This is a genomic window from Streptomyces sp. NPDC002133, from assembly GCF_040296405.1.
Taxonomy (GTDB): domain Bacteria; phylum Actinomycetota; class Actinomycetes; order Streptomycetales; family Streptomycetaceae; genus Streptomyces.
Window position 1 is genome coordinate 59,025 of the sequence record NZ_JBEOXF010000007.1, and the last position, 18,664, is coordinate 77,688.

The following is an 18,664-nucleotide window of genomic DNA, read 5'->3' on the forward strand; positions in this document are numbered from 1 at the left end:
ACCAGCGCCTCCGGTCCCCCGTGGGGAGTAGACGTGCCCCTGTCTCCGTACGGCTTCGCCTACGTCTGACGCGGTACTTCCGGCAGGTTTCCGCCTTCGGACCGCAGTCCGGTGAATTCGGAGAGTAATTGTGGCATGGCGTGGCACGCAGCATCACTTACGAAGGGTTATGGTGGAAACCCCCCCTCGGGCCGGTCCGTATCCCCCCCACGGACCGGCCCGTTTCTTGTGCCCGGCGTCTTCCGGGCAGTCGCGCCCGCTTCAGCCGGGCGGTCGGGTCAGCCTCGGCCGGCCCAGATGTTCGTCCCCGCGGTGTCCACCGCGAAGGCGTCGATCTCCTTCAGCTCCTCGTCGGAGAGCGGCGGACCGGCCAGCGCCGCCACGTTCTCCTCCAGCTGCTCCACCCGGCTCGCGCCGATCAGCGCGGACGTCATGCGCTCGTCGCGCAGCACCCACTTCAGCGCCAGCTGGGCCAGCGACTGGCCGCGGCGCTGCGCGATCTCGTGCAGCCCGTTCAGCCGACGGAGCACCTCGGCCGAGAGCAGGTTCGGGTCGAGCGACTTGCCCTGCGTCGCCCGCGAGCCCTCCGGGATGCCGGTCAGATACTTGTTGGTGAGCAGGCCCTGGGCGAGCGGCACGAACGAGATGCAGCCCATGCCCGCCGTCTCCAGCGTGTCGAGCAGGCCGTCGTCCTCGATCCAGCGGTTGATCATCGAATACGAAGGCTGGTGGATGAGCGCGGGAACACCCATCTCCCTCAGCAGCCGTGCCGCCTCCTCCGTCTGCTCGGCGTTGTACGAGGACACGCCCACGTACAGCGCCTTGCCCTGCTGGACGGCGGACGCCAGCGCGCCCATCGTCTCCTCGAGCGGGGTGTGCGGGTCGAAGCGGTGCGAGTAGAAGATGTCGACGTAGTCGAGGCCCATCCGCTTCAGGGAGGCGTCGAGCGACGACATCAGGTATTTGCGGGAGCCCCACTCGCCGTACGGGCCGGGGTGCATGAGATAGCCGGCCTTGGTGGAAATGATCAGTTCGTCCCGGTACGGGGCGAAGTCCTGGGCGAAGATCTTGCCGAAGTTCAGCTCGGCGGAGCCGGGCGGGGGTCCGTAGTTGTTCGCCAGGTCGAAGTGAGTCACTCCCAGGTCGAAGGCGCGGCGCAGGATCGCACGCTGCGAGTCGAGCGAGCGGTCGTCGCCGAAGTTGTGCCAGAGGCCGAGCGAGATCGCGGGAAGCTTCAGTCCGCTGCGGCCGGTGCGGCGGTACTCCATCGAGTCGTAGCGGCTCTCGGCGGCGCGGTAGTAGGGGGAATCGTTCATGCTTCTCTGCTTATCACGGACTTGTGACAGACCGGGTTGGGTGGCTGTGGCCGCTGCCCAGTAATGTGGCGACCTCGGGGGAGCCACGGCATGCGAGAGGTGTCGCTGCGCGGCGGGCCGGACCCCGCAAGGGTCGTGCCGGCCCGGACGAACCGAGAGGGTGGACTACGTGAACCTGCGCGACCTGGTGTACCGGCTCTACGCGCGCCGTGTGGAAGGCCGCCTCGACCATGCCCAGGTGCCCAAGCACATCGGCGTCATCCTGGACGGCAACCGGCGCTGGGCGAAGGCGTCCGGCGGTACGACGGAGCAGGGGCACAAGGCCGGCGCGAACAAGATCCACGAGCTGCTGGGCTGGTGCGCCGAGACCGACGTCGAGGTCGTCACGCTCTGGATGCTGTCCACGGACAACCTGGACCGTCCGGAGGAGGAGCTGGTTCCGCTCCTCGGCATCATCGAGGACGCGGTGCGCGGGCTGGCGGCGGACGGGCGCTGGCGGGTGCACCACGTCGGCACGCTGGATCTGCTGCCCGCACGCACACAGGCCGTGCTCAAGGAGGCCGAGCAGTCGACCGTCGGCATCGACGGGATACTCGTCAACGTCGCCGTCGGCTACGGCGGGCGCCAGGAGATCGCGGACGCGGTGCGGTCGCTGCTGACGGAGCACGCGTCGAAGGGGACGAGCTTCGAGGAGCTCGCGGAGATCGTCGACACGGACCTGATCGCCTCGCACCTCTACACGCGGGGGCAGCCCGACCCCGACCTGGTGATCCGCACCAGTGGGGAGCAGCGGCTGTCGGGCTTCATGCTCTGGCAGAGCGCGCACTCCGAGTACTACTTCTGCGAAGTCTTCTGGCCGGCCCTCCGCAAGGTCGACTTCCTCCGGGCGCTGCGGGATTACGCGGCCCGCCACCGCCGCTACGGCGCCTGACCCAGGGGCGGCGCCCCCGGGCCCCCGCCCGGTCCTGGACGCGTCCGGCACCGTCGGGTGAGCCCGTGTCCGCGTCCTCCATCGACGGGCGGGCCGGGTTGAGCCCGATACCGCGGCGTGGGCCCGTGTGCCCGTCCCGCGTCGCCGGACGGGCTTCAATGGCGTTCCCGGCACCGTCTGCTGGGCCTTGTACGTCCGTCCTCCATCGCCGGGAGGGCTGGGTTGAGCCCGTCGGTGCCGGGTGGTCCCGGGTGTCCGCCTCCATCGCCGTACCGGCTTCAGTGGACTGAGCCCGTGGGTCCGTTCTCAAGCGCCGTACGGGCTCCGGTGGAGGCGCAGGAACCGTTCGTACGCGCTCGGAGTGCATGTGTGGGCCCCATGACTGGGTCGCCTCCCTCCAGGGCTTCGCCCGGGGTACCCCCGTCGGCCCAGCCGAACGCATGCACGACCCGGCCGCCGTGGGCGGCGCGATGTTGTCGCCCATCGGAGCCGAGGGCCTGTCCCTCGCTCGGCGGATCCGCAAAACCGATACGGCGGGGAAGGGGCGGGGAAGGGGCCCGCCGCGGGTGGCCCCGAGCCCGTCCGGCCCGGACCGGGCAGCGGCGGATTCGCGCCGAGGCACAGGGGTCTCGGCCGCGCGGGGACCGAGGCGGAGGGACGCCCGCCGGCCTGCACCGCCACAAGCTCGCGGTCATGGTCATCGCCTGTTCATCGACGCGTCGTCATATGCCATGGCATGGCTGTGCTTGTTCGAGGGAATACCCCCTCCAGGTCGGCATTCGGACAACCAGTCCGGATGCCGCTCTACAGCGAGTGGCACGGAGCCGCTCGCCCGGGAGGCCCTTTGCGCCAGGACGACCGTGCGGTCAGCACGGAAGGAACGGGGGGCCGGTGCCCGGCCCGTGCATCGCGGCCGGAGACCGGTCCCACTGCCCGCGACGTCGTCGCACCCCGATCTCAGCCGAGGGGGTACGTCCTTCCGTGGTGAACAGCTCAAAGCGCCGCATGCCCGACAGGCGCACCTACGTTCTCGACACCAGCGTCCTGCTGGCCGACCCGAAAGCTCTGGCCCGCTTCGACGAGCACGAAGTCGTGCTCCCGATCGTCGTGGTCACGGAGCTGGAGGCCAAGAGGCACCATCCGGAGCTCGGTTACTTCGCCCGGCAGGCCCTGCGCCTGCTGGACGACTTCCGGGTCCGGTACGGGCGCCTGGACGCACCCATTCCGATGGGCGACCTCGGCGGCACGCTCCGCGTCGAGCTCAACCACTCGGACCCCGGCGTGCTCCCCGCCGGCTACCGGCTGGGCGACAACGACTCGCGGATCCTCGCGGTGGCCCGCAATCTCCAGGCCGAGGGGTACGACGTCACCGTCGTGTCCAAGGACCTGCCGCTGCGCATCAAGGCCTCGTCCGTCGGTCTCCTCGCCGAGGAGTACCGGGCGGAGCTCGCCATCACGGACTCCGGTTGGACCGGAATGTCCGAACTGGCCCTGTCTGCCGAGCAGGTGGACATCCTTTATGAGGAGGAGACGCTGTACGTTCCCGAGGCCGTGGACTTCCCCGTCCACACCGGCCTCGTCCTCCAGTCCGAGCGAGGCAAGGCCCTGGGCCGTATCACCGCCGAGGGCAATGTCCGCCTGGTCCGTGGGGACCGCGAGGCGTTCGGCATCCGTGGCCGCAGCGCCGAGCAGCGCATCGCCCTGGATCTGCTGCTCGACCCGGACGTCGGCATCGTCTCCATGGGCGGTCGCGCGGGCACCGGCAAGTCCGCGCTGGCCCTCTGTGCGGGCCTGGAGGCGGTGCTGGAGCGCCGGCAGCACCAGAAGGTGATGGTCTTCCGGCCGCTGTACGCCGTCGGCGGGCAGGAGCTCGGCTATCTGCCGGGCACCGAGGCCGAGAAGATGAGCCCCTGGGCCCAGGCGGTCTTCGACACGCTCTCCGCGGTCGCCGGCCGTGAGGTCATCGAGGAGGTCCTGGGGCGCGGCATGCTCGAGGTGCTGCCGCTCACCCATATCCGGGGCCGGTCCCTCCACGACGCGTTCGTCATCGTCGACGAGGCCCAGTCCCTGGAACGGAACGTCCTCTTGACCGTTCTGTCACGTATTGGGGCGAATTCCCGGGTCGTCCTGACGCACGATGTGGCACAAAGGGACAATCTGCGCGTCGGCCGGTACGACGGAGTCGTCGCCGTCGTCGAGAAGTTGAAGGGGCATCCGCTCTTCGCCCACGTCACGCTCACCCGCTCCGAGCGCTCGCAGATCGCCGCGCTGGTGACCGAAATGCTGGAGGACGGGCACATCTGATCCCATAGAGCCCGGTAAAAACGGGTGATTCCGTAAGGAAGTTGGCGCCGCCCGGCGAAGCCAAGGAGCTTAGCCGGGCGGCGTCGTGCTGTGCGGCGCTTTCCGTGGAATCCCTGAGGCAAACGAGGTGTGAGCTTTCACACGTAACGAAGAATTGCCTTGCGCCCTCGGGTTCCGGCAGAGTCTTGCTTCCGTCAGGCCCCGCATACGGCACACACGCATCCCCAGGGATGTGGCACCACACAACTCAACAGACGCCGCCGTATGCCGCCCGAGCACCATGCGGCACTCCCCGCAAGGGAGTTGCCCGTCGGGCCCGTGCCTCCCGTGACCTAGCAAGTGGGGGTGCCAGTGCCAGGGGCAAGATTGCGTCCGCGAGGTCACCTGTGCGGACGATGCTGGAAGGAAACCGTGTGAGCCGGATCTCGGTCCGGGGATTCGCCGTGGCGTCCGCCACAGCGGTCACCACCGTCGGCGCCGTCGTGGGCGTGGCCCAGGGCACCCCGCAGCCCTCGAACGACTTCGAGACGGCTGCCGCCGACGCGACGCTTCTCGCAGACATCCCCGTCGGTGAACAGGCCCAGGTTCAGGTCGCGTCCCTGACGCAGCAGGCCGATGCACAGGCCGCTGCCGCGGACGCGGCTGCAAAGAAGTCTGCCGAGGAAGCGGCCCGTATCCAGGCCGCCAAGGACGCCAAGGCGAAGAAGCAGGCCGCCGAGGAGCAGGCCGAGCGCGAGGCCGAGGAGAAGGCCGAGCGCGCAAGCCGCGACGCCGTCCGCAGCGCCTCCAGCTTCGCGACCCAGTCGTCCTACACCGTCGCCGAGGTCCAGGCGATGGCCCGGCAGATGATTCCGGGCGACCAGTTCCAGTGCTTCAGCAACATCGTGGACCACGAGTCCACCTGGAACTACCGCGCCACCAACCCGTCTTCCGGCGCCTACGGTCTCGTCCAGGCGCTTCCGGGCTCCAAGATGGCGTCCGCCGGCGCCGACTGGCAGACCAACCCCGCCACCCAGATCAAGTGGGGCCTCAACTACATGAACGACCGCTACGGCAGCCCTTGCGGCGCCTGGTCGTTCTGGCAGGCCAACCACTGGTACTAGGCCCTCGGTACCGGGCCGCCCGATCTGGCCCGGCCCGACGCTCAACGTCGTGGAGCCCCTCGCCGTCCTACGGTGAGGGGCTTCGTGCGTGTACGGTCGGGGCGGACCCGGGGGAAGAGGGAAGCGAGATGTCGAGAACGCCGGAGTGGCTGGAGCGGCTGGGGGCCGGACTGGCCCGATGGGGAAGGCGGTTGGAGGAGCGCCGGGCCGAGGCGGCCCGCAACGGCAGCGGGCACGACAACGGCAACGGCGAAGAGGAGCCGGCCGCAGGACGGCAGCGCGACAGCGTCCCGCCGCCGCCCTCGTACGCGCCCGGCGTCCCCGCCACCCCTTCCGCAGCCGCCGCCGTCGTCACCAGGCCCGACCCGGCATCGGCGATCCCGTGGGGGATGCGGGTCGCCGCCGAGGCCGGCTGGCGCCTGCTCGTCCTCGCCGGGACCCTGTGGGTGCTGATGCGGGTCATCAGCGCCGTGCAGCTGGTCGTCCTCGCCTTCGTCGCCGCGCTGCTGATCACCGCACTGCTCCAGCCCACCGTGGCCAGGCTCAGGAAGGTCGGGCTGCCGCGCGGGATCGCCACCGCCGTCACCGCGATCCTCGGCTTCGTCGTCATGGGACTCGTCGGCTGGTTCGTGGTCTGGCAGGTGCTGGACAACCTCGACAACGTCGCCGACCGGGTCAAGGACGGTATCGAGGAGCTCAAGCGCTGGCTGCTCAACAGTCCGTTCCACGTGACCGAACAGCAGATCAACGACATCGCCAAGAACCTCCAGGACACCATCGGCACCAACACCGAGGAGATCACCTCCGCCGGGCTGCAGGGCGTGAGCGTGATGGTCGAGATCCTCACCGGGATGCTGCTGGCGATGTTCTCGACCCTCTTCCTGCTCTACGACGGGAAGCGGATCTGGCGGTGGTGCCTGAAGCTGGTGCCCGCGCAGGCGAGGCCCGGCGTCGCCGGGGCCGGCCCGCGTGCCTGGCGGACCCTGACCGCCTATGTGCGGGGCACGGTGGTGGTGGCCATGATCGACGCGATCTTCATCGGTCTCGGCATCTACATCCTCGATGTGCCGCTCGCCGTGCCGCTCGCTGTCTTCATCTTCCTCTTCTCCTTCATCCCGCTCGTCGGTGCGGTCGTTTCGGGCGCGCTCGCGGTCATCGTCGCGCTCGTCACCCAGGGCGTGTTCACCGCGCTGATGGTGCTGGTCGTCGTCCTCGCCGTACAGCAGATCGAGGGCCATGTGCTGCAGCCGTTCATCCTGGGCCGCGCGGTGCGGGTGCATCCGCTGGCCGTCGTGCTCGCGGTGGCCGCGGGTGGCCTGACGGCCGGCATCGGCGGTGCGGTCGTGGCGGTGCCCCTGGTGGCGGTGACCAACACGGTGGTGGGCTATCTCCGCGCGTACAGCCAGGGGCAGGTGCATCGCATCGGCCCCGGGCCGCATGGTGCGACGGTGATGGACCTGGCGCCGACACCGCCGCCGGGACAGGAGGGCGAGCGGTGATCTCGGAACCGGAGCTGCACGGATCGATCTCGGAACCGGAACTGGTGGGCGAAATCGGTCTTCCCGCCCTTCCGGCCGCCGACGTCGTCGAGGCCGGCGACGACGGACCGAAGCCGCCGCGGCCGCCCCGCCCCTGGCTGTGGGCGCTCGGCGGTGCGGTGCTCGCGTCCGCGGTGTGGGCGGGCGGCCTGTACGCGTACGAGCGCATCGGCCCCGATCTCGGCGGTTACCGGGTGAGCCGCAACCTGTGCCAGGACGCGGAGTTCACGGCCCTGTCGGCGGCGGTCGGGAAGCGGGGCGAGGGCAACCCGGAGATCGACGAGCACCCGGCCCTCGACGACTCGCTCTGCTTCTTCGAGATCGTGCAGACCGAGGAAGTCCAGTACTGGGTGGCGGTCTCCTACCAGCTCCACAAGGAGACCGACCCCGGTCCGGAGTTCGACGCCGTGGCCCGGCCGCCGTCGGTCGACGGCGAGACCATCGAGCCCGAACGCGTCGAGGGCATCGGCGAGCGCGCGTATCTGCTGGTGGGGCAGGACAGCCAGGGTGAGCTGGACCTGATGGTGCTGGACGGCCAGGCCGTGGTCCGCGTCGACATCAATGCCGAGCGCGCCGTCGACGACGAGACGTGGTCGCCGGAGCCCGTCGACGTCTCCGCGCTCAAGGCCCCGGTCGTCGAGGACGTGAAGGCGCTGCTGGCACGCCTCAAGCGCCCCGTGTGACGCAACAGACCCGAACGGGACGCTGATCACCTCCGGACGGCTCCGCGAGCCTGGAGCCGTGACGTAGCCGCCCTCGACCTGAGCCCGCTCATCGACAGGGGCGGACTGACGCAGGTCGTCGTCGAGTTCGACGGCACGGTGGTGGGTGCCTCTGCCGCCACCCGGCTCGTCGATGTGCGGGGCGCGCACGCGCTGCCGTTTCGACGGCACGGTGGTGGGTGCCTCTGCCGCCACCCGGCTCGTCGGCGTGCGGGGCGCGCACGCGCTGCCGTTTCGACGGCACGGCGGTCGACGCCTCTGCCGCCACCCCGCTCGTCGACGTCCGGGGCGCGCACGCGCTGCCGTCGTTACCCAGGCTCACCGTCGCGCTCGCCGTGGTCGTCGCCTTCGGCCGCGGCACGGCGCTGACGCTCACCGGTGTCGGCCTGATCGTGCCGCGGGGCCGTGACGCACTGCCGGACCGGGTCTCCCGCTCACCGGCACTGCGCACGTGGAGCCTGCGGCTTCCACTGTTCGCGGCCTCGGCCTCGGCGGCGGTGGTCGGAGGGGCGGTGGCCGCGGCCCGGCTCGCGGGTTCGTGAGGCGCCGGACGCGGGTTCGTGAGCCCGCGACGTCCGCGTACGGCAAAGGCGCCCCGCCCGGCACACAGCCGGGCGGGGCGCCCTTGTCACGACTCGGCGAGTCAGCCCGCCATGACGGCTTCCGCCTCGAGCGTCGTACCGACCGCCTGGATCACCGAAGCGATCTTGAAGGCTTCCTGGATGACGTCGCGCTCGACACCCGCCTTGCGGAGCACCTGCTCGTGCGAGTCGAGGCACTGGCCGCAGCCGTTGATCGCGGAGACCGCGAGCGACCACAGCTCGAAGTCGATCTTCTCGACACCGGGGTTGCCGATGACGTTCATCCGCAGGCCGGCGCGCAGCGTCCCGTACTCGGGGTCCGACAGCAGGTGCCTGGTCCGGTAGAAGACGTTGTTCATCGCCATGATCGCGGCGGCCGACTTGGCGGCCGTGTACGCCTCGGCGGACAGGTTGGCCTTGGCCTCCGGCTCGAGCTCACGCAGCACGATCGGCGAGCGCGAGGCGATCGCGCAGGCCAGCACCGTGCCCCACAGCTGCTGCTGCGGGAGCTCGCTGTTGCCGATCACCGAACCGAGGTTCAGCTTCAGGTCCTTGGCATAGTCCGGCAGCGCGGACTTCAGCTCATCGAGAGCCATGCTCACTCACCGGCCAGCAGCTTGACCGGGTCAAGGGTGTTCTCGCCCTTGGTCCAGTTGCAGGGGCAGAGCTCATCGGTCTGCAGGGCGTCGAGGACCCGCAGGACCTCCTTGGGGTTACGGCCGACGGAACCGGCGGTCACCATCGTGAACTGGATCTCGTTGTTCGGGTCGACGATGAAGACGGCGCGCTGGGCGAAGCCGTCCTCGCCCTCGATGCCGAGGTCGCGCATCAGCTCGTGCTTGGAGTCGGCCATCATCGGGAAGGGCAGGTCACGCAGGTCGGCGTGGTCCTTGCGCCAGGCGTGGTGGACGAACTCGGAGTCGCCGGAGAAGCCGAGGACCTGGGCGTCGCGGTCGGCGAACTCGTCGTTCAGCTTGCCGAACGCGGCGATCTCGGTGGGGCAGACGAAGGTGAAGTCCTTGGGCCACGCGAAGACGACCTTCCACTTGCCCTCGTAGGACTTGTGGGTGATCTGGTCGAACTCCTTGCCGCTCTCCAGCGAGACGCAGGCAGTCAGCTCGAACGTGGGGAACTGGTCACCGACAGTGAGCACGCGCTCTCCTTGCAGGTTGGAAGGCCCCTCGTGAGGGCTTCCTGGGGTTGGACGGAGCTCCACCCTGGCACAGAGTGCATTGATCACAGAAATAGCTAGACTGGGTCATCGTGATCGGAGACACTTATCAATGGCGACGAAGACTGCTGGAACGAATACGGTGAACCGGGGCAAGCAGCCCGGCAAGCAGCCCAGCCTGGCGCAGTTGCGTGCCTTCACCGCCGTGGCCGAGCATCTGCACTTCCGGGACGCAGCGACCGCAATCGGGATGAGTCAGCCCGCGCTGTCCGGAGCCGTGTCGGCGCTGGAGGAGGCACTGGGTGTCCAGCTGCTGGAGCGCACGACGCGCAAGGTGCTGCTGTCGCCCGCCGGGGAGCGGCTCGCGGTCCGTGCGAAGGCCGTCCTCGACGCGGTCGGGGAACTGCTGGAGGAGGCCGAGGCGGTACGGGCCCCGTTCACCGGCGTGCTGAGGCTGGGGGTGATCCCGACGGTCGCGCCGTATCTGCTGCCGAGCGTGCTGCGGCTGGTGCACGAGCGCTACCCGGAGCTGGACCTCCAGGTGCACGAGGAGCAGACCTCGTCGCTGCTGGAGGGACTGTCCGGCGGGCGGCTCGACCTGCTGCTGCTCGCGGTGCCGCTCGGGGTGCCGGGCGTGACCGAACTTCCCCTCTTCGACGAGGACTTCGTCCTCGTGACGGCGCAGGAGCACTGGCTCGGCGGCCGCCACGACATTCCGCGCGAGGCGCTGAAGGAGCTTCCGCTGCTGCTGCTCGACGAGGGGCACTGCCTGCGTGACCAGGCCCTCGACATCTGCCGTGAGGCGGGCCGCACGGAGGGCACCCCGGTCACCACGACCGCGGCCGGCCTCTCGACGCTGGTCCAGCTGGTCGCGGGCGGGCTGGGCGTGACGCTGCTGCCGCGCACTGCCGTCCAGGTCGAGACGGGCCGCAACGACAGCCTGGTGACCGGATACTTCGCCGATCCGGCCCCCGCGCGCCGTGTCGCCCTGGCGATGCGCACCGGGGCGGCACGGCAGGGCGAGTTCGAGGAGTTCGCGGACGCCCTCCGGGAGGCACTCGCGGGACTCCCGGTGCGGGTGCTGCCGGCCGCACGTACGTGACCGTGTCCCGCGACCGACGGTAGGCGTCGTTCCTCATCCCACACCACGGTGCGGTCCCTCCCCCGAGGAAGGACCGCACCGTGTTGCGGGCGGGGACGCTACTCCGTCCGCAGACCCTCCGGCCGCATCATCCGCCACAGCGGCGGCAGGCTGAGCGCGGTCACGACGAGGACCACGGCCGCGCCGATGCCGGTCATCGCGGCCACGGAGCCCCAGTCGAAGCTCACCGGGCGGTTCACCATGCGCAGCAGGACCGCGCCGAGGGCGAGCCCGGTGGTACAGGCGAGGCCGAGGCCGAGCAGGATCGGGATGGCGGTCTGCCAGAGGACCGAGGCGCCGAGGGTGCGGCGGCGGGTGCCGAAGGCGACGAGCGCCGCGAGCAGCTTCCTGCGTTCCCGCAGCTGTTCCATCTGGGAGACGAAGAGGCTGGCCCCGATCAGCAGCAGCACCGCGGTCGCGCCGATCAGCAGGCCCCTCTGCACGGAGGCGAAGCGGTCGTTGACCTGAATCGCCCGCAGGGTCATCGGCACCAGCATCGGGTCGGCCTGGGCGATCGCGTTCCGGGCGTGCTCGAGGGCGTCGGGCACGCTCTCGTCGAGGGTGACGTAGGTCGTGTGGCTGAGGCTGTCCCCGGCGAGTTCGGGCAGCGCGGACGGGGTGGCGACGATGCCGCCGCGCGCGTAGCCGGTGGGGTCGTGGCGGGCGTCCACGGTGGGGGCGTCCGCCGGGACCGTCCAGGCGATCGCCTCGAGCGGTTCCGTGTCGTCGGTGAGCGGGTTGAGGAAGGCCGTCTGGCCGGGCTTCGCGATGGGCTCGCCCTCGGCCAGCTTCGGGTCCGGCCGGAGCAGGAACACGTCCCCGTCCGCGCAGGTGCTGAGCCGGGCGATCTCCCGCAGTGAGACGCAGTCGGCGACGGTGAGCGGGACGAACGTGTCGGGGTCGCGGGCCTTGTCGCCGAGTTCCGTCGAGGCGAAGGACACGGCGTGCTTCACGCCCGTCGCGGAGGAGATGCGCTCGACGATCTTCGGCATCCGGGAGTCCGCCACCTGGGAGGGGGTGAGCACCTGGAGCTGCGCACGTTCGAGGTCGGCGCCCGTGGGCTTGGTGTACTGGCTCTCCACACCCGTGAACAGGGACTGCAGGGCGATCGCCCCGGCCACCGCCACGGCGATGCCGTTGACCGGGCGTACGGCGATGCCGCTGCTCAGCTGGAGGCGGCGGACGGCGAGCTGCCAGGAGACGGAGCCGCCGCCGAGCCGGGTCACGGCGAACTCGACCAGCCAGGGCAGCAGGGCGGTGATGCCGACGAGGAGCAGGACCACACCCCCGGTGACCTGCCACTGGTTGAACTGCTCGCCCTCGTCCTGCCCGATCATCGGGTAGAGGAGCGCCAGGCCGGCCAGCGGCATCAACAGCCGCCACCACAGCCGCCGGCGCGGGGGCCTGGAGACGCGGACCACGCCCAGCGGTTCGATGACGACGCCGCGCATCGTGAAGAGGGTGACGGCGACGGAGGCGATGGGCACGGCCAGGGCGACGAGGAGGGTCAGCGTCAGGCTCGGGTTGAGGTCCGACGGGTAGATCCCGGTCTCCAGGACACCGACCCGGTCGGCCAGTTGGCGTCCGGCGAAGAAGAGGGCGAGCCCGACGAACAGTCCGAGGACGGCGCCGCCCAGCGCCTCGCCCGCCGCGATCCTGCGGGTCGTCGCCCCGTCCGCGCCGACCAGCCGCAGTGCGGCCAGCCGCCGGTCGCGGCGTTCGCCGCCGAAGCGGACCGCGGCGGCGATGAAGACGGCCACGGGAAGGAGCAGCACGACGAAGATGATCAGGACGAGCAGCAGGAGGACGGGGTCCCAGGGCTCCTTCTGCGGCGCGTCACCGTAGCCGTTGATCTGCTGGACGAAGTCCTGGCCCGCCTCGATGGTGTCGCTGCCGGCGTAGTACGCCAGTTCGTGCGGGCCGATCAGGCCCTCGTCCCCGATGGTGCCGACGTTCTTGTACGGCAGACGGGGCTCCAGCAGCTTGCCCTCGGAGGAGTCGAGGAGTGCGGCGAGCGCCGGGGAGACGATCATCTCGCCGGGGCCGGGGAAACGGCTCAGCCCGGGAGGCAGCGGGGCCTCGTCGCCCTGTGGACGTACCAGCCGGGTCACGACGTTGCGCTCTCGGAAGGTGCTGTCGTTCTGGGCGATGAGCAGGGTGTCGTCGCCGGCCTGCTCGGCCACGGTGTAGTTGTTGCGGGTGTCGGTCCGGTCCGTACGGGCCTCGATGGCGCTGGGGATGGCGGTGGTGAAGAGCAGCAGGGCCACGCCGAGGCCGACTCCGACGGCGGTCAGCAGGGTCCGTGTCCACCCCTCACGGCCCCCGGTGACGGAGAACTTGGCGCCCATGAGCAGGTCCCGCGGCCAGGTCCGGGCGCTCATACGGCGCGCTCCATGTCACGTGACTTCCCGTCGCGTACGACGATCTCGCGATCGGAGTAGGCGGCGACGCGCACCTCGTGGGTGACCAGGACGACGGCGGCATTGGTGGAGCGCGCGGCCTCGGTGAGGAGCTCCATCACGCGTTCGCCGTTGAGGGAGTCGAGGGCGCCGGTGGGCTCGTCCGCGAAGAGCACCTTGGGCCCCGTGACCAGTGAGCGGGCGACGGCGACGCGCTGGCCCTGGCCGCCGGAGACCTCGCCGGGTCGCTTCTTGCCGAGGTCGGCGACCTCCAGGCGCTCCATCCAGGCCAGGGCGGTGCGTTCGGCGTCCTTGCGCCCGGTGCCGTTCAGGCGCAGCGGCAGGGCGACGTTCTCGACGCAGGTGAGTTCGGGGACGAGCTGGCCGAATTGGAAGACGAAGCCGAAGTCGCTGCGGCGCAGGGCGCTGCGCTCGGAGTCGTTCATCGCGGAGAGCTCGCGTCCGGCGTAGGTGATGGTGCCCGAGTCGGGGGTGACGATGCCGGCGAGGCAGTGCAGCAGCGTGGACTTGCCGGAGCCGGAGGGGCCCATGACGGCGACGATCTCGCCTGGGTGGATGGAGAATTCGGCACCGTCGAGGGCGGGGGTGGGGCCGTACGACTTGCGCAGGGCGACGGCGGAGAGCAGGGAACCGGCGGGAGTCATCCGCGAACCTCCTTGGCGAGGCCTTCGAGACGGGCGGCGGTCAGTTCCAGCCAGCGCAGATCGGCTTCCAGGTGGAACAGGGCGTGGTCGCAGATGAGCTGGTCGGCGAGGTCGCCGCGGCGCTTGCGGTCGGTGAGGATGCGCATCAGCCGCAGATGCTCCGAGCGCTGGGTGTCGAGCAGCTCGCCGGCGCTGCGGCCCGTGAGCAGAGAGAGGACGACCTTCGTGTAGAGGGTCGACTGGAGGTAAGGCTCCGGCTTCTCGGGCGTCGCGAGCCACTGGGCGACGTCGGTGATGCCGGCCTCGGTGATCGCGTACCGCTTGCGCTCGGGACCGCCGCCGGGCTCGATGCCGTCGACCTCGACGAGACCGTTCTTCAGCAGGCGCGACATCGTCGAGTAGACCTGGCCGTAGTGGAGAGGGCGGTCGTGGCCGAACCTCTCGTCGAAGGCGCGCTTGAGGTCGTAGCCGTGGCGGGGGCCGGACTCCAGGAGTCCGAGGAGGGTGTGACCGATTGACATGCCGGTGACTCTACACAGTGCGTATACATCGCATGTATACCCGCAGTGCACAGCCGAAGGCGAGAGGCTGTTTCCGCAGGTCGGGCGCAATTGTCACGGTTCTGTACGGGACTTTTGAAGCGCGTCCGGCGATGGAGGGCAGGCGCCCGGGTCCACCGGACGGCGCCGGGCCCCGCCCGAGGGCTCGCCCGGGGCGCGCCGCAGGAGCGTCGACAGTGCCGGGCCGTGGTGGGAGGAGGTTCACAGCCTCGAGGGGCGCACAACCCTCCGGCCGCCTCGCGCGTCGGTTCCCTGTGAGAGAGGTGCTGATTCTCACGTCCGGAAAAGACCGGATCAGTTGTCCTTTGTCTGTACTGGCGATGTTAACTTTCTGAGCTGATCTGACGACGAAGAGCGGAGCGACGGGGCGATGGGCCGAGCGGAAGAGCGGCGGGCCCGGCAGCGTGGAGCGCGCCGGACGAAACCCAGCGGCGGTGGCGGTATACGCCGCTTCTTCACCTGGAGGAAGGTGCTGGGCACCTTCCTCGGCCTCTGCCTGGCCATGATGGCGGCGTTCATCATCACCTACATCCTGGTGCCGGTCCCCGAGGGCAACGCCCAGGCCCAGATGCAGAGCAACGTCTACAAGTACGGCAACGGCAAGATCCTCGCCCGTACCGGCACGATCAACCGTGAGATCGTCGGCCTGGAGAAGATCCCGCAGGACGTCCAGAAGACGTTCATCGCCGCCGAGAACAAGTCCTTCTACCAGGACTCCGGCATCGACCTGAAGGGCACCGCCCGCGGTCTGCTCAACACCGTCACCGGCAAGGGCAAGCAGGGTGGTTCGACGATCACTCAGCAGTACGTCAAGAACTACTACCTGAACCAGGACCAGACGGTCAGCCGCAAGCTCAAGGAACTGGTCATCTCGCTCAAGGTCGACCAGCAGAAGGACAAGAACGAGATCCTCGCCGGGTACATCAACACCAGCTACTACGGGCGCGGCGCGTACGGAATCCAGGCCGCGGCCCAGGCGTACTACCGCATCGACGCCCAGAAGCTGGACGTCGCCCAGGGCGCGTACCTCGCCGCACTCCTGCAGGCCCCGAGCCAGTACGACTGGGCGGTCGCGTCCGACACCGGCAAGAAGCTGGTGACCGACCGCTGGAACTACGTACTGGACAACATGGTCGGGGAAGGCTGGCTGGACGCCTCCAAGCGCGCGGGCCTCGAATTCCCCGTTCCCGAGAAGCCCAAGGCTGCCCCCGGCATGGACGGCCAGACCGGCTATCTCGTCGAGGCGGCCAACGACGAGCTTCAGCGCCAGGGTGTCAGCGAGGGTGACATCAAGGCCGGTGGCTGGACCATCACGCTCAACATCGACGAGAAGAAGCAGAAGGCGCTGACCAAGGCCGTCGAGGACCAGCTCGAGAAGAAGCTCGACCGCGAGGGCGACAAGCGCGCCGTGACCGTCCAGGCCGGTGCGACCTCCGTCGACCCGAAGACGGGGCATGTCGTCGCCCTGTACGGCGGTGTCAGCGCGACCGAGCACTGGCTCTCCAACGCGACCCGCCGCGACTACCAGCCGGCGTCGACCTTCAAGCCCGTCGTGCTCGCCTCCGCCCTGGAGAACGAGTCCCACACCCAGGACGACCGCGCGATCGGCCTCAACACGGTCTACGACGGCACCAGCAAGCGGCCCGTCGAGGGCAGCGACGTCCCTTTCGCGCCGGAGAACGAGGACGACCGGAGCTACGGAAAGGTCACCGTCCAGACGGCCACCAACAAGTCGATCAACTCGGTCTACGCCCAGATGATCGTGGACGTCGGCCCGGACAAGGTGAAGAAGACCGCCCTCGACCTCGGCATGAAGGACGGCAAGGGCTGGCCCGAGCAGCCCGCCATGTCGCTCGGCACGATGGGTGCGTCGCCCTGGGACATGGCCGGGGTGTACGCGACGCTCGACAACCACGGCAAGAAGACGACCCCGACGATCGTGCGGTCCGCCAAGCACCGGGACCGCACGGTCGACATCCCCGATCCGATCGGGGATCAGGCGATCAGCCGTGAGGCCGCCGACACCGTGACGGAGGCCATGACCGGCGTCGTGGAAAGCGGCTCCGGCACGAACGCGCTGGGCGACTACCACGCGGCCGGCAAGACCGGTACGTCGGAGAACAACCGCTCGGCCTGGTTCGTGGGCTACACCCCCGAACTCGTCACCGCCGTCGGTCTCTTCGGTGAGAAGCCGGACGGCACCGGCCAGGTCACCCTCACCGACGCCATCAACCCGGGCCGCGCCAACGGTGGTGGCGTCCCCGCGCTGATCTGGCAGCAGTACACGACGGGCGCCCTCGGCGGCGGCTCCGACGAGGAGTTCGACCTGGAGATCTCCGAGCCCGTGCAGGAGCCGACGCAGACCCCGACCGAGGAGCCGACGGAGACCGAGAAGCCCAAGGGCCCGGACGACAAGCCGACGAAGACCAAGAAGCCGGACGGCCGTCCGACCGGTACACCGGACGACACCCCGACCGGTACCCCGCCCACGAGGCCCGGTGACTCGTCGGGCACCGACTCGGGCGGCACGGACGACGGCGGTACGACGGACGGCGGCACGAGCGACGGCGGTACGGACGGCGGCACGAGCGACGGCGGTACGGACAGCGGCGGTACGTCCGGCGGCAGCACGGACGGGACGACGGAAGGCATCCGGCCGCCGAAGCAGTAGGCGGCGAAGCGGCAGGGGCCCGGCGCGACGGCGCCGGGCCCCTGCCGCTTCGCGTCAGCCCGATCAGCCTCCGTTTACCTCCTTGGAGATGCGGTCGCCGATCTCCTTGTCGATGTTGCGCCAGTACTGCACCGCCCGATCGAGGACGGGCCGCGTGACACCCTGCTTCAGATGGCCGCTGACGTTCGACACCAGCCGGTCGCGCGCCGCGTCGTCGAGGACCTGGCGGACCATGGTGCCGGGCTGGCCCCAGTCGTCGTCCTCGGCGTGCAGCTCGTAGGCCTCGCGCACCATCTCGCCTGCGGCGGCCCAGCCCGCCGGGTCGCCGAAGCGCCCGAAGTCGGCGGCCGGACCGCCGTACGAGTTCGGCGCGTACGGCATCGACGCGTTCGACGGCACGTACCGCATGGGGCCGTCCTTGGCGTACGAGTTCACCGGCGAGCGCGGTCGGTTCGGCGGCAGCTGGGCATAGTTCGGACCGATCCGGTACCGGTGCGTGTCCGGGTACGAGAACAGCCGGCCGAGCAGCATCTTGTCCGGCGAAGGGCCGATGCCCGGCACCATGTTCGACGGTTCGAAGGCGGCCTGCTCGATGTGGACGAAGAAGTCCTCCGGGTTCTTGTCCAGCCTCATCCGCCCGACCTCGATCAGCGGGTAGTCGCCGTGCGGCCATACCTTGGTCAGGTCGAAGGGGTTGAAGCGGTAGTCCGCCGCGTCCTCGAACGGCATGATCTGGACCTTGAGGGTCCACGACGGCGGGTTCCCGGACTCGATCGACTCGTGCAGATCCCGGCGGTGCTTGTCCGCATCGCTGCCGGCCAGCTCGTCGGCCTCGGCCTGGGGGAGGAACTCGATGCCCTGGTCGGTCTTGAAGTGGTACTTCACCCAGAACCGCTCGCCGCCGCCATTGATCCACATGTACGTGTGGGAGCCGTAGCCGTTCATATGGCGGTAGGTCTTCGGGATCCCGCGGTCGCCCATCAGCCACGTCACCTGGTGCGCGGACTCGGGGGACAGCGTCCAGAAGTCCCACTGCATGTCGTTGCTGCGCAGCCCGGTGGCCGGGTGGCGCTTCTGGGACCGGATGAAGTCCTGGAACTTGATCGTGTCGCGGACGAAGAAGATCGGCGTGTTGTTGCCGACGAGATCGTAATTGCCGTGTTCCGTATAGAACTTGAGTGCGAACCCGCGAGGGTCGCGCCAGGTGTCCGGCGAGCCCTGCTCACCCGCGACCGTCGAGAAGCGGGCCAGCATCTCGGTGCGCCTGCCCGGCTGGAAGAGGTCCGCCTTGGTGAACTGGCTGACGTCGTTGGTGACTTCGAAGCTGCCGTACGCGCCTGCGCCCTTCGCGTGGACCACCCGCTCGGGGACCCGTTCACGGTTGAACTGGGCCATCTTTTCGATCAGGTAGTGGTCCTGGAGCAGGATCGGACCGCTGGGACCGATGGTGAGCGAATGCTCGTCGCTCTCCACCGGGATTCCGGAGTTGTTCGTCGTGTAAGTCACGAGCGTCCTCCCGTCGAGATGGGGGGTCACGAGGTCGCTTCGTCCACCACAGCAGT

At 69.6% G+C, this 18,664-nt stretch carries 15 protein-coding genes; 8 read left to right on the forward strand and 7 right to left on the reverse strand.

Annotated elements, in window-relative coordinates; all coding sequences use genetic code 11:
* Positions 1 to 278: 278 nt before the first annotated feature.
* Complete coding sequence (gene mgrA, locus ABT078_RS10935; RefSeq protein WP_351226142.1) at positions 279 to 1,316, reverse strand: L-glyceraldehyde 3-phosphate reductase; 1,038 nt, start codon at positions 1,314 to 1,316, stop codon at positions 279 to 281.
* A 169-nt stretch (positions 1,317 to 1,485) separates the two neighbouring features.
* On the opposite strand from mgrA, the gene ABT078_RS10940 reads away from it, so the two are divergent.
* The 6 genes from ABT078_RS10940 to ABT078_RS10965 all read left to right on the forward strand — a co-directional run bounded on the left by ABT078_RS10940 (position 1,486) and on the right by ABT078_RS10965 (position 8,456).
* On the forward strand, positions 1,486 to 2,247 hold the full coding sequence (locus tag ABT078_RS10940; protein WP_351226417.1) for an isoprenyl transferase: 762 nt from the start codon (positions 1,486 to 1,488) through the stop codon (positions 2,245 to 2,247).
* A gap of 981 nt (positions 2,248 to 3,228) precedes the next feature.
* The gene (phoH2, locus tag ABT078_RS10945; RefSeq protein ID WP_351226144.1) at positions 3,229 to 4,551 is read left to right on the forward strand and encodes an RNA 5'-3' helicase PhoH2; all 1,323 of its coding nucleotides are present in this window, start codon (positions 3,229 to 3,231) and stop codon (positions 4,549 to 4,551) included.
* Between the two features lie 413 nt (positions 4,552 to 4,964).
* Entirely contained in the window at positions 4,965 to 5,654 is a 690-nt protein-coding gene (locus tag ABT078_RS10950; protein ID WP_351226146.1) for an aggregation-promoting factor C-terminal-like domain-containing protein, read from the forward strand.
* A gap of 128 nt (positions 5,655 to 5,782) precedes the next feature.
* A complete protein-coding gene (locus ABT078_RS10955) occupies positions 5,783 to 7,153 on the forward strand; it encodes an AI-2E family transporter (RefSeq protein ID WP_351226148.1) in 1,371 nt (456 codons plus the stop codon).
* Positions 7,150 to 7,875: a hypothetical protein gene (locus ABT078_RS10960; protein ID WP_351226150.1), complete on the forward strand. Its 726-nt coding sequence runs from the start codon at positions 7,150 to 7,152 to the stop codon at positions 7,873 to 7,875. The genes ABT078_RS10955 and ABT078_RS10960 overlap by 4 nt, the downstream gene beginning before the upstream one ends.
* Before the next feature lie 218 nt (positions 7,876 to 8,093).
* Positions 8,094 to 8,456: a hypothetical protein gene (locus tag ABT078_RS10965; protein WP_351226152.1), complete on the forward strand. Its 363-nt coding sequence runs from the start codon at positions 8,094 to 8,096 to the stop codon at positions 8,454 to 8,456.
* Positions 8,457 to 8,557: 101 nt separating this feature from the next.
* On the opposite strand, the gene ABT078_RS10970 is transcribed toward ABT078_RS10965, so the two are convergent.
* Together ABT078_RS10970 and ABT078_RS10975 are read right to left on the reverse strand one after the other, a co-directional pair.
* Positions 8,558 to 9,091, reverse strand: coding sequence for an alkyl hydroperoxide reductase (locus tag ABT078_RS10970; RefSeq protein WP_351226154.1), 534 nt, complete (start codon positions 9,089 to 9,091; stop codon positions 8,558 to 8,560).
* 2 nt (positions 9,092 to 9,093) lie between these two features.
* Positions 9,094 to 9,648: a peroxiredoxin gene (locus ABT078_RS10975; protein ID WP_351226156.1), complete on the reverse strand. Its 555-nt coding sequence runs from the start codon at positions 9,646 to 9,648 to the stop codon at positions 9,094 to 9,096.
* 130 nt (positions 9,649 to 9,778) lie between these two features.
* Between ABT078_RS10975 and ABT078_RS10980 the strand changes: the two genes are divergently transcribed.
* Positions 9,779 to 10,768 (forward strand): hydrogen peroxide-inducible genes activator, encoded by a 990-nt coding sequence (locus ABT078_RS10980; protein ID WP_351226158.1) that lies wholly within the window; start codon positions 9,779 to 9,781, stop codon positions 10,766 to 10,768.
* 98 nt (positions 10,769 to 10,866) lie between these two features.
* Here ABT078_RS10980 and ABT078_RS10985 read toward each other — a convergent pair whose 3' ends face one another.
* From ABT078_RS10985 to ABT078_RS10995, 3 genes are read right to left on the reverse strand one after another with little or no spacing between them, the layout of a single operon-like run.
* Positions 10,867 to 13,188 (reverse strand): ABC transporter permease, encoded by a 2,322-nt coding sequence (locus ABT078_RS10985; RefSeq protein WP_351226160.1) that lies wholly within the window; start codon positions 13,186 to 13,188, stop codon positions 10,867 to 10,869.
* The gene (locus ABT078_RS10990; protein ID WP_351226162.1) at positions 13,185 to 13,871 is read right to left on the reverse strand and encodes an ABC transporter ATP-binding protein; all 687 of its coding nucleotides are present in this window, start codon (positions 13,869 to 13,871) and stop codon (positions 13,185 to 13,187) included. Before ABT078_RS10990 ends, ABT078_RS10985 begins: the two co-directional genes overlap by 4 nt.
* The gene (locus ABT078_RS10995) at positions 13,868 to 14,392 is read right to left on the reverse strand and encodes a PadR family transcriptional regulator (RefSeq protein ID WP_351226164.1); all 525 of its coding nucleotides are present in this window, start codon (positions 14,390 to 14,392) and stop codon (positions 13,868 to 13,870) included. The genes ABT078_RS10990 and ABT078_RS10995 overlap by 4 nt, the downstream gene beginning before the upstream one ends.
* Positions 14,393 to 14,801: 409 nt before the next feature.
* Here ABT078_RS10995 and ABT078_RS11000 point away from each other — a divergent pair, with 409 nt between their 5' ends.
* Positions 14,802 to 17,102: a transglycosylase domain-containing protein gene (locus ABT078_RS11000; protein WP_351226165.1), complete on the forward strand. Its 2,301-nt coding sequence runs from the start codon at positions 14,802 to 14,804 to the stop codon at positions 17,100 to 17,102.
* A gap of 63 nt (positions 17,103 to 17,165) precedes the next feature.
* On the opposite strand, the gene ABT078_RS11005 is transcribed toward ABT078_RS11000, so the two are convergent.
* Positions 17,166 to 18,608, reverse strand: a complete 1,443-nt coding sequence (locus ABT078_RS11005) for a catalase (protein WP_351226167.1) — start codon at positions 18,606 to 18,608, stop codon at positions 17,166 to 17,168.
* Positions 18,609 to 18,664: the final 56 nt, after the last annotated feature.

What these genes read in the sequence shown, in the direction of transcription:
- ABT078_RS10980 (WP_351226158.1), top strand. Translation starts at nt 9,779, where the DNA reads ATGGCGACGAAGACTGCTGGAACGAATACGGTGAACCGGGGCAAGCAG.
- ABT078_RS10990 (WP_351226162.1), bottom strand. Translation starts at nt 13,871, where the DNA reads ATGACTCCCGCCGGTTCCCTGCTCTCCGCCGTCGCCCTGCGCAAGTCG.
- ABT078_RS10970 (WP_351226154.1), bottom strand. Translation starts at nt 9,091, where the DNA reads ATGGCTCTCGATGAGCTGAAGTCCGCGCTGCCGGACTATGCCAAGGAC.
- mgrA (WP_351226142.1), bottom strand. Translation starts at nt 1,316, where the DNA reads ATGAACGATTCCCCCTACTACCGCGCCGCCGAGAGCCGCTACGACTCG.
- ABT078_RS11000 (WP_351226165.1), top strand. Translation starts at nt 14,802, where the DNA reads ATGGGCCGAGCGGAAGAGCGGCGGGCCCGGCAGCGTGGAGCGCGCCGG.
- ABT078_RS10995 (WP_351226164.1), bottom strand. Translation starts at nt 14,392, where the DNA reads ATGTCAATCGGTCACACCCTCCTCGGACTCCTGGAGTCCGGCCCCCGC.
- ABT078_RS10955 (WP_351226148.1), top strand. Translation starts at nt 5,783, where the DNA reads ATGTCGAGAACGCCGGAGTGGCTGGAGCGGCTGGGGGCCGGACTGGCC.
- ABT078_RS10985 (WP_351226160.1), bottom strand. Translation starts at nt 13,188, where the DNA reads ATGAGCGCCCGGACCTGGCCGCGGGACCTGCTCATGGGCGCCAAGTTC.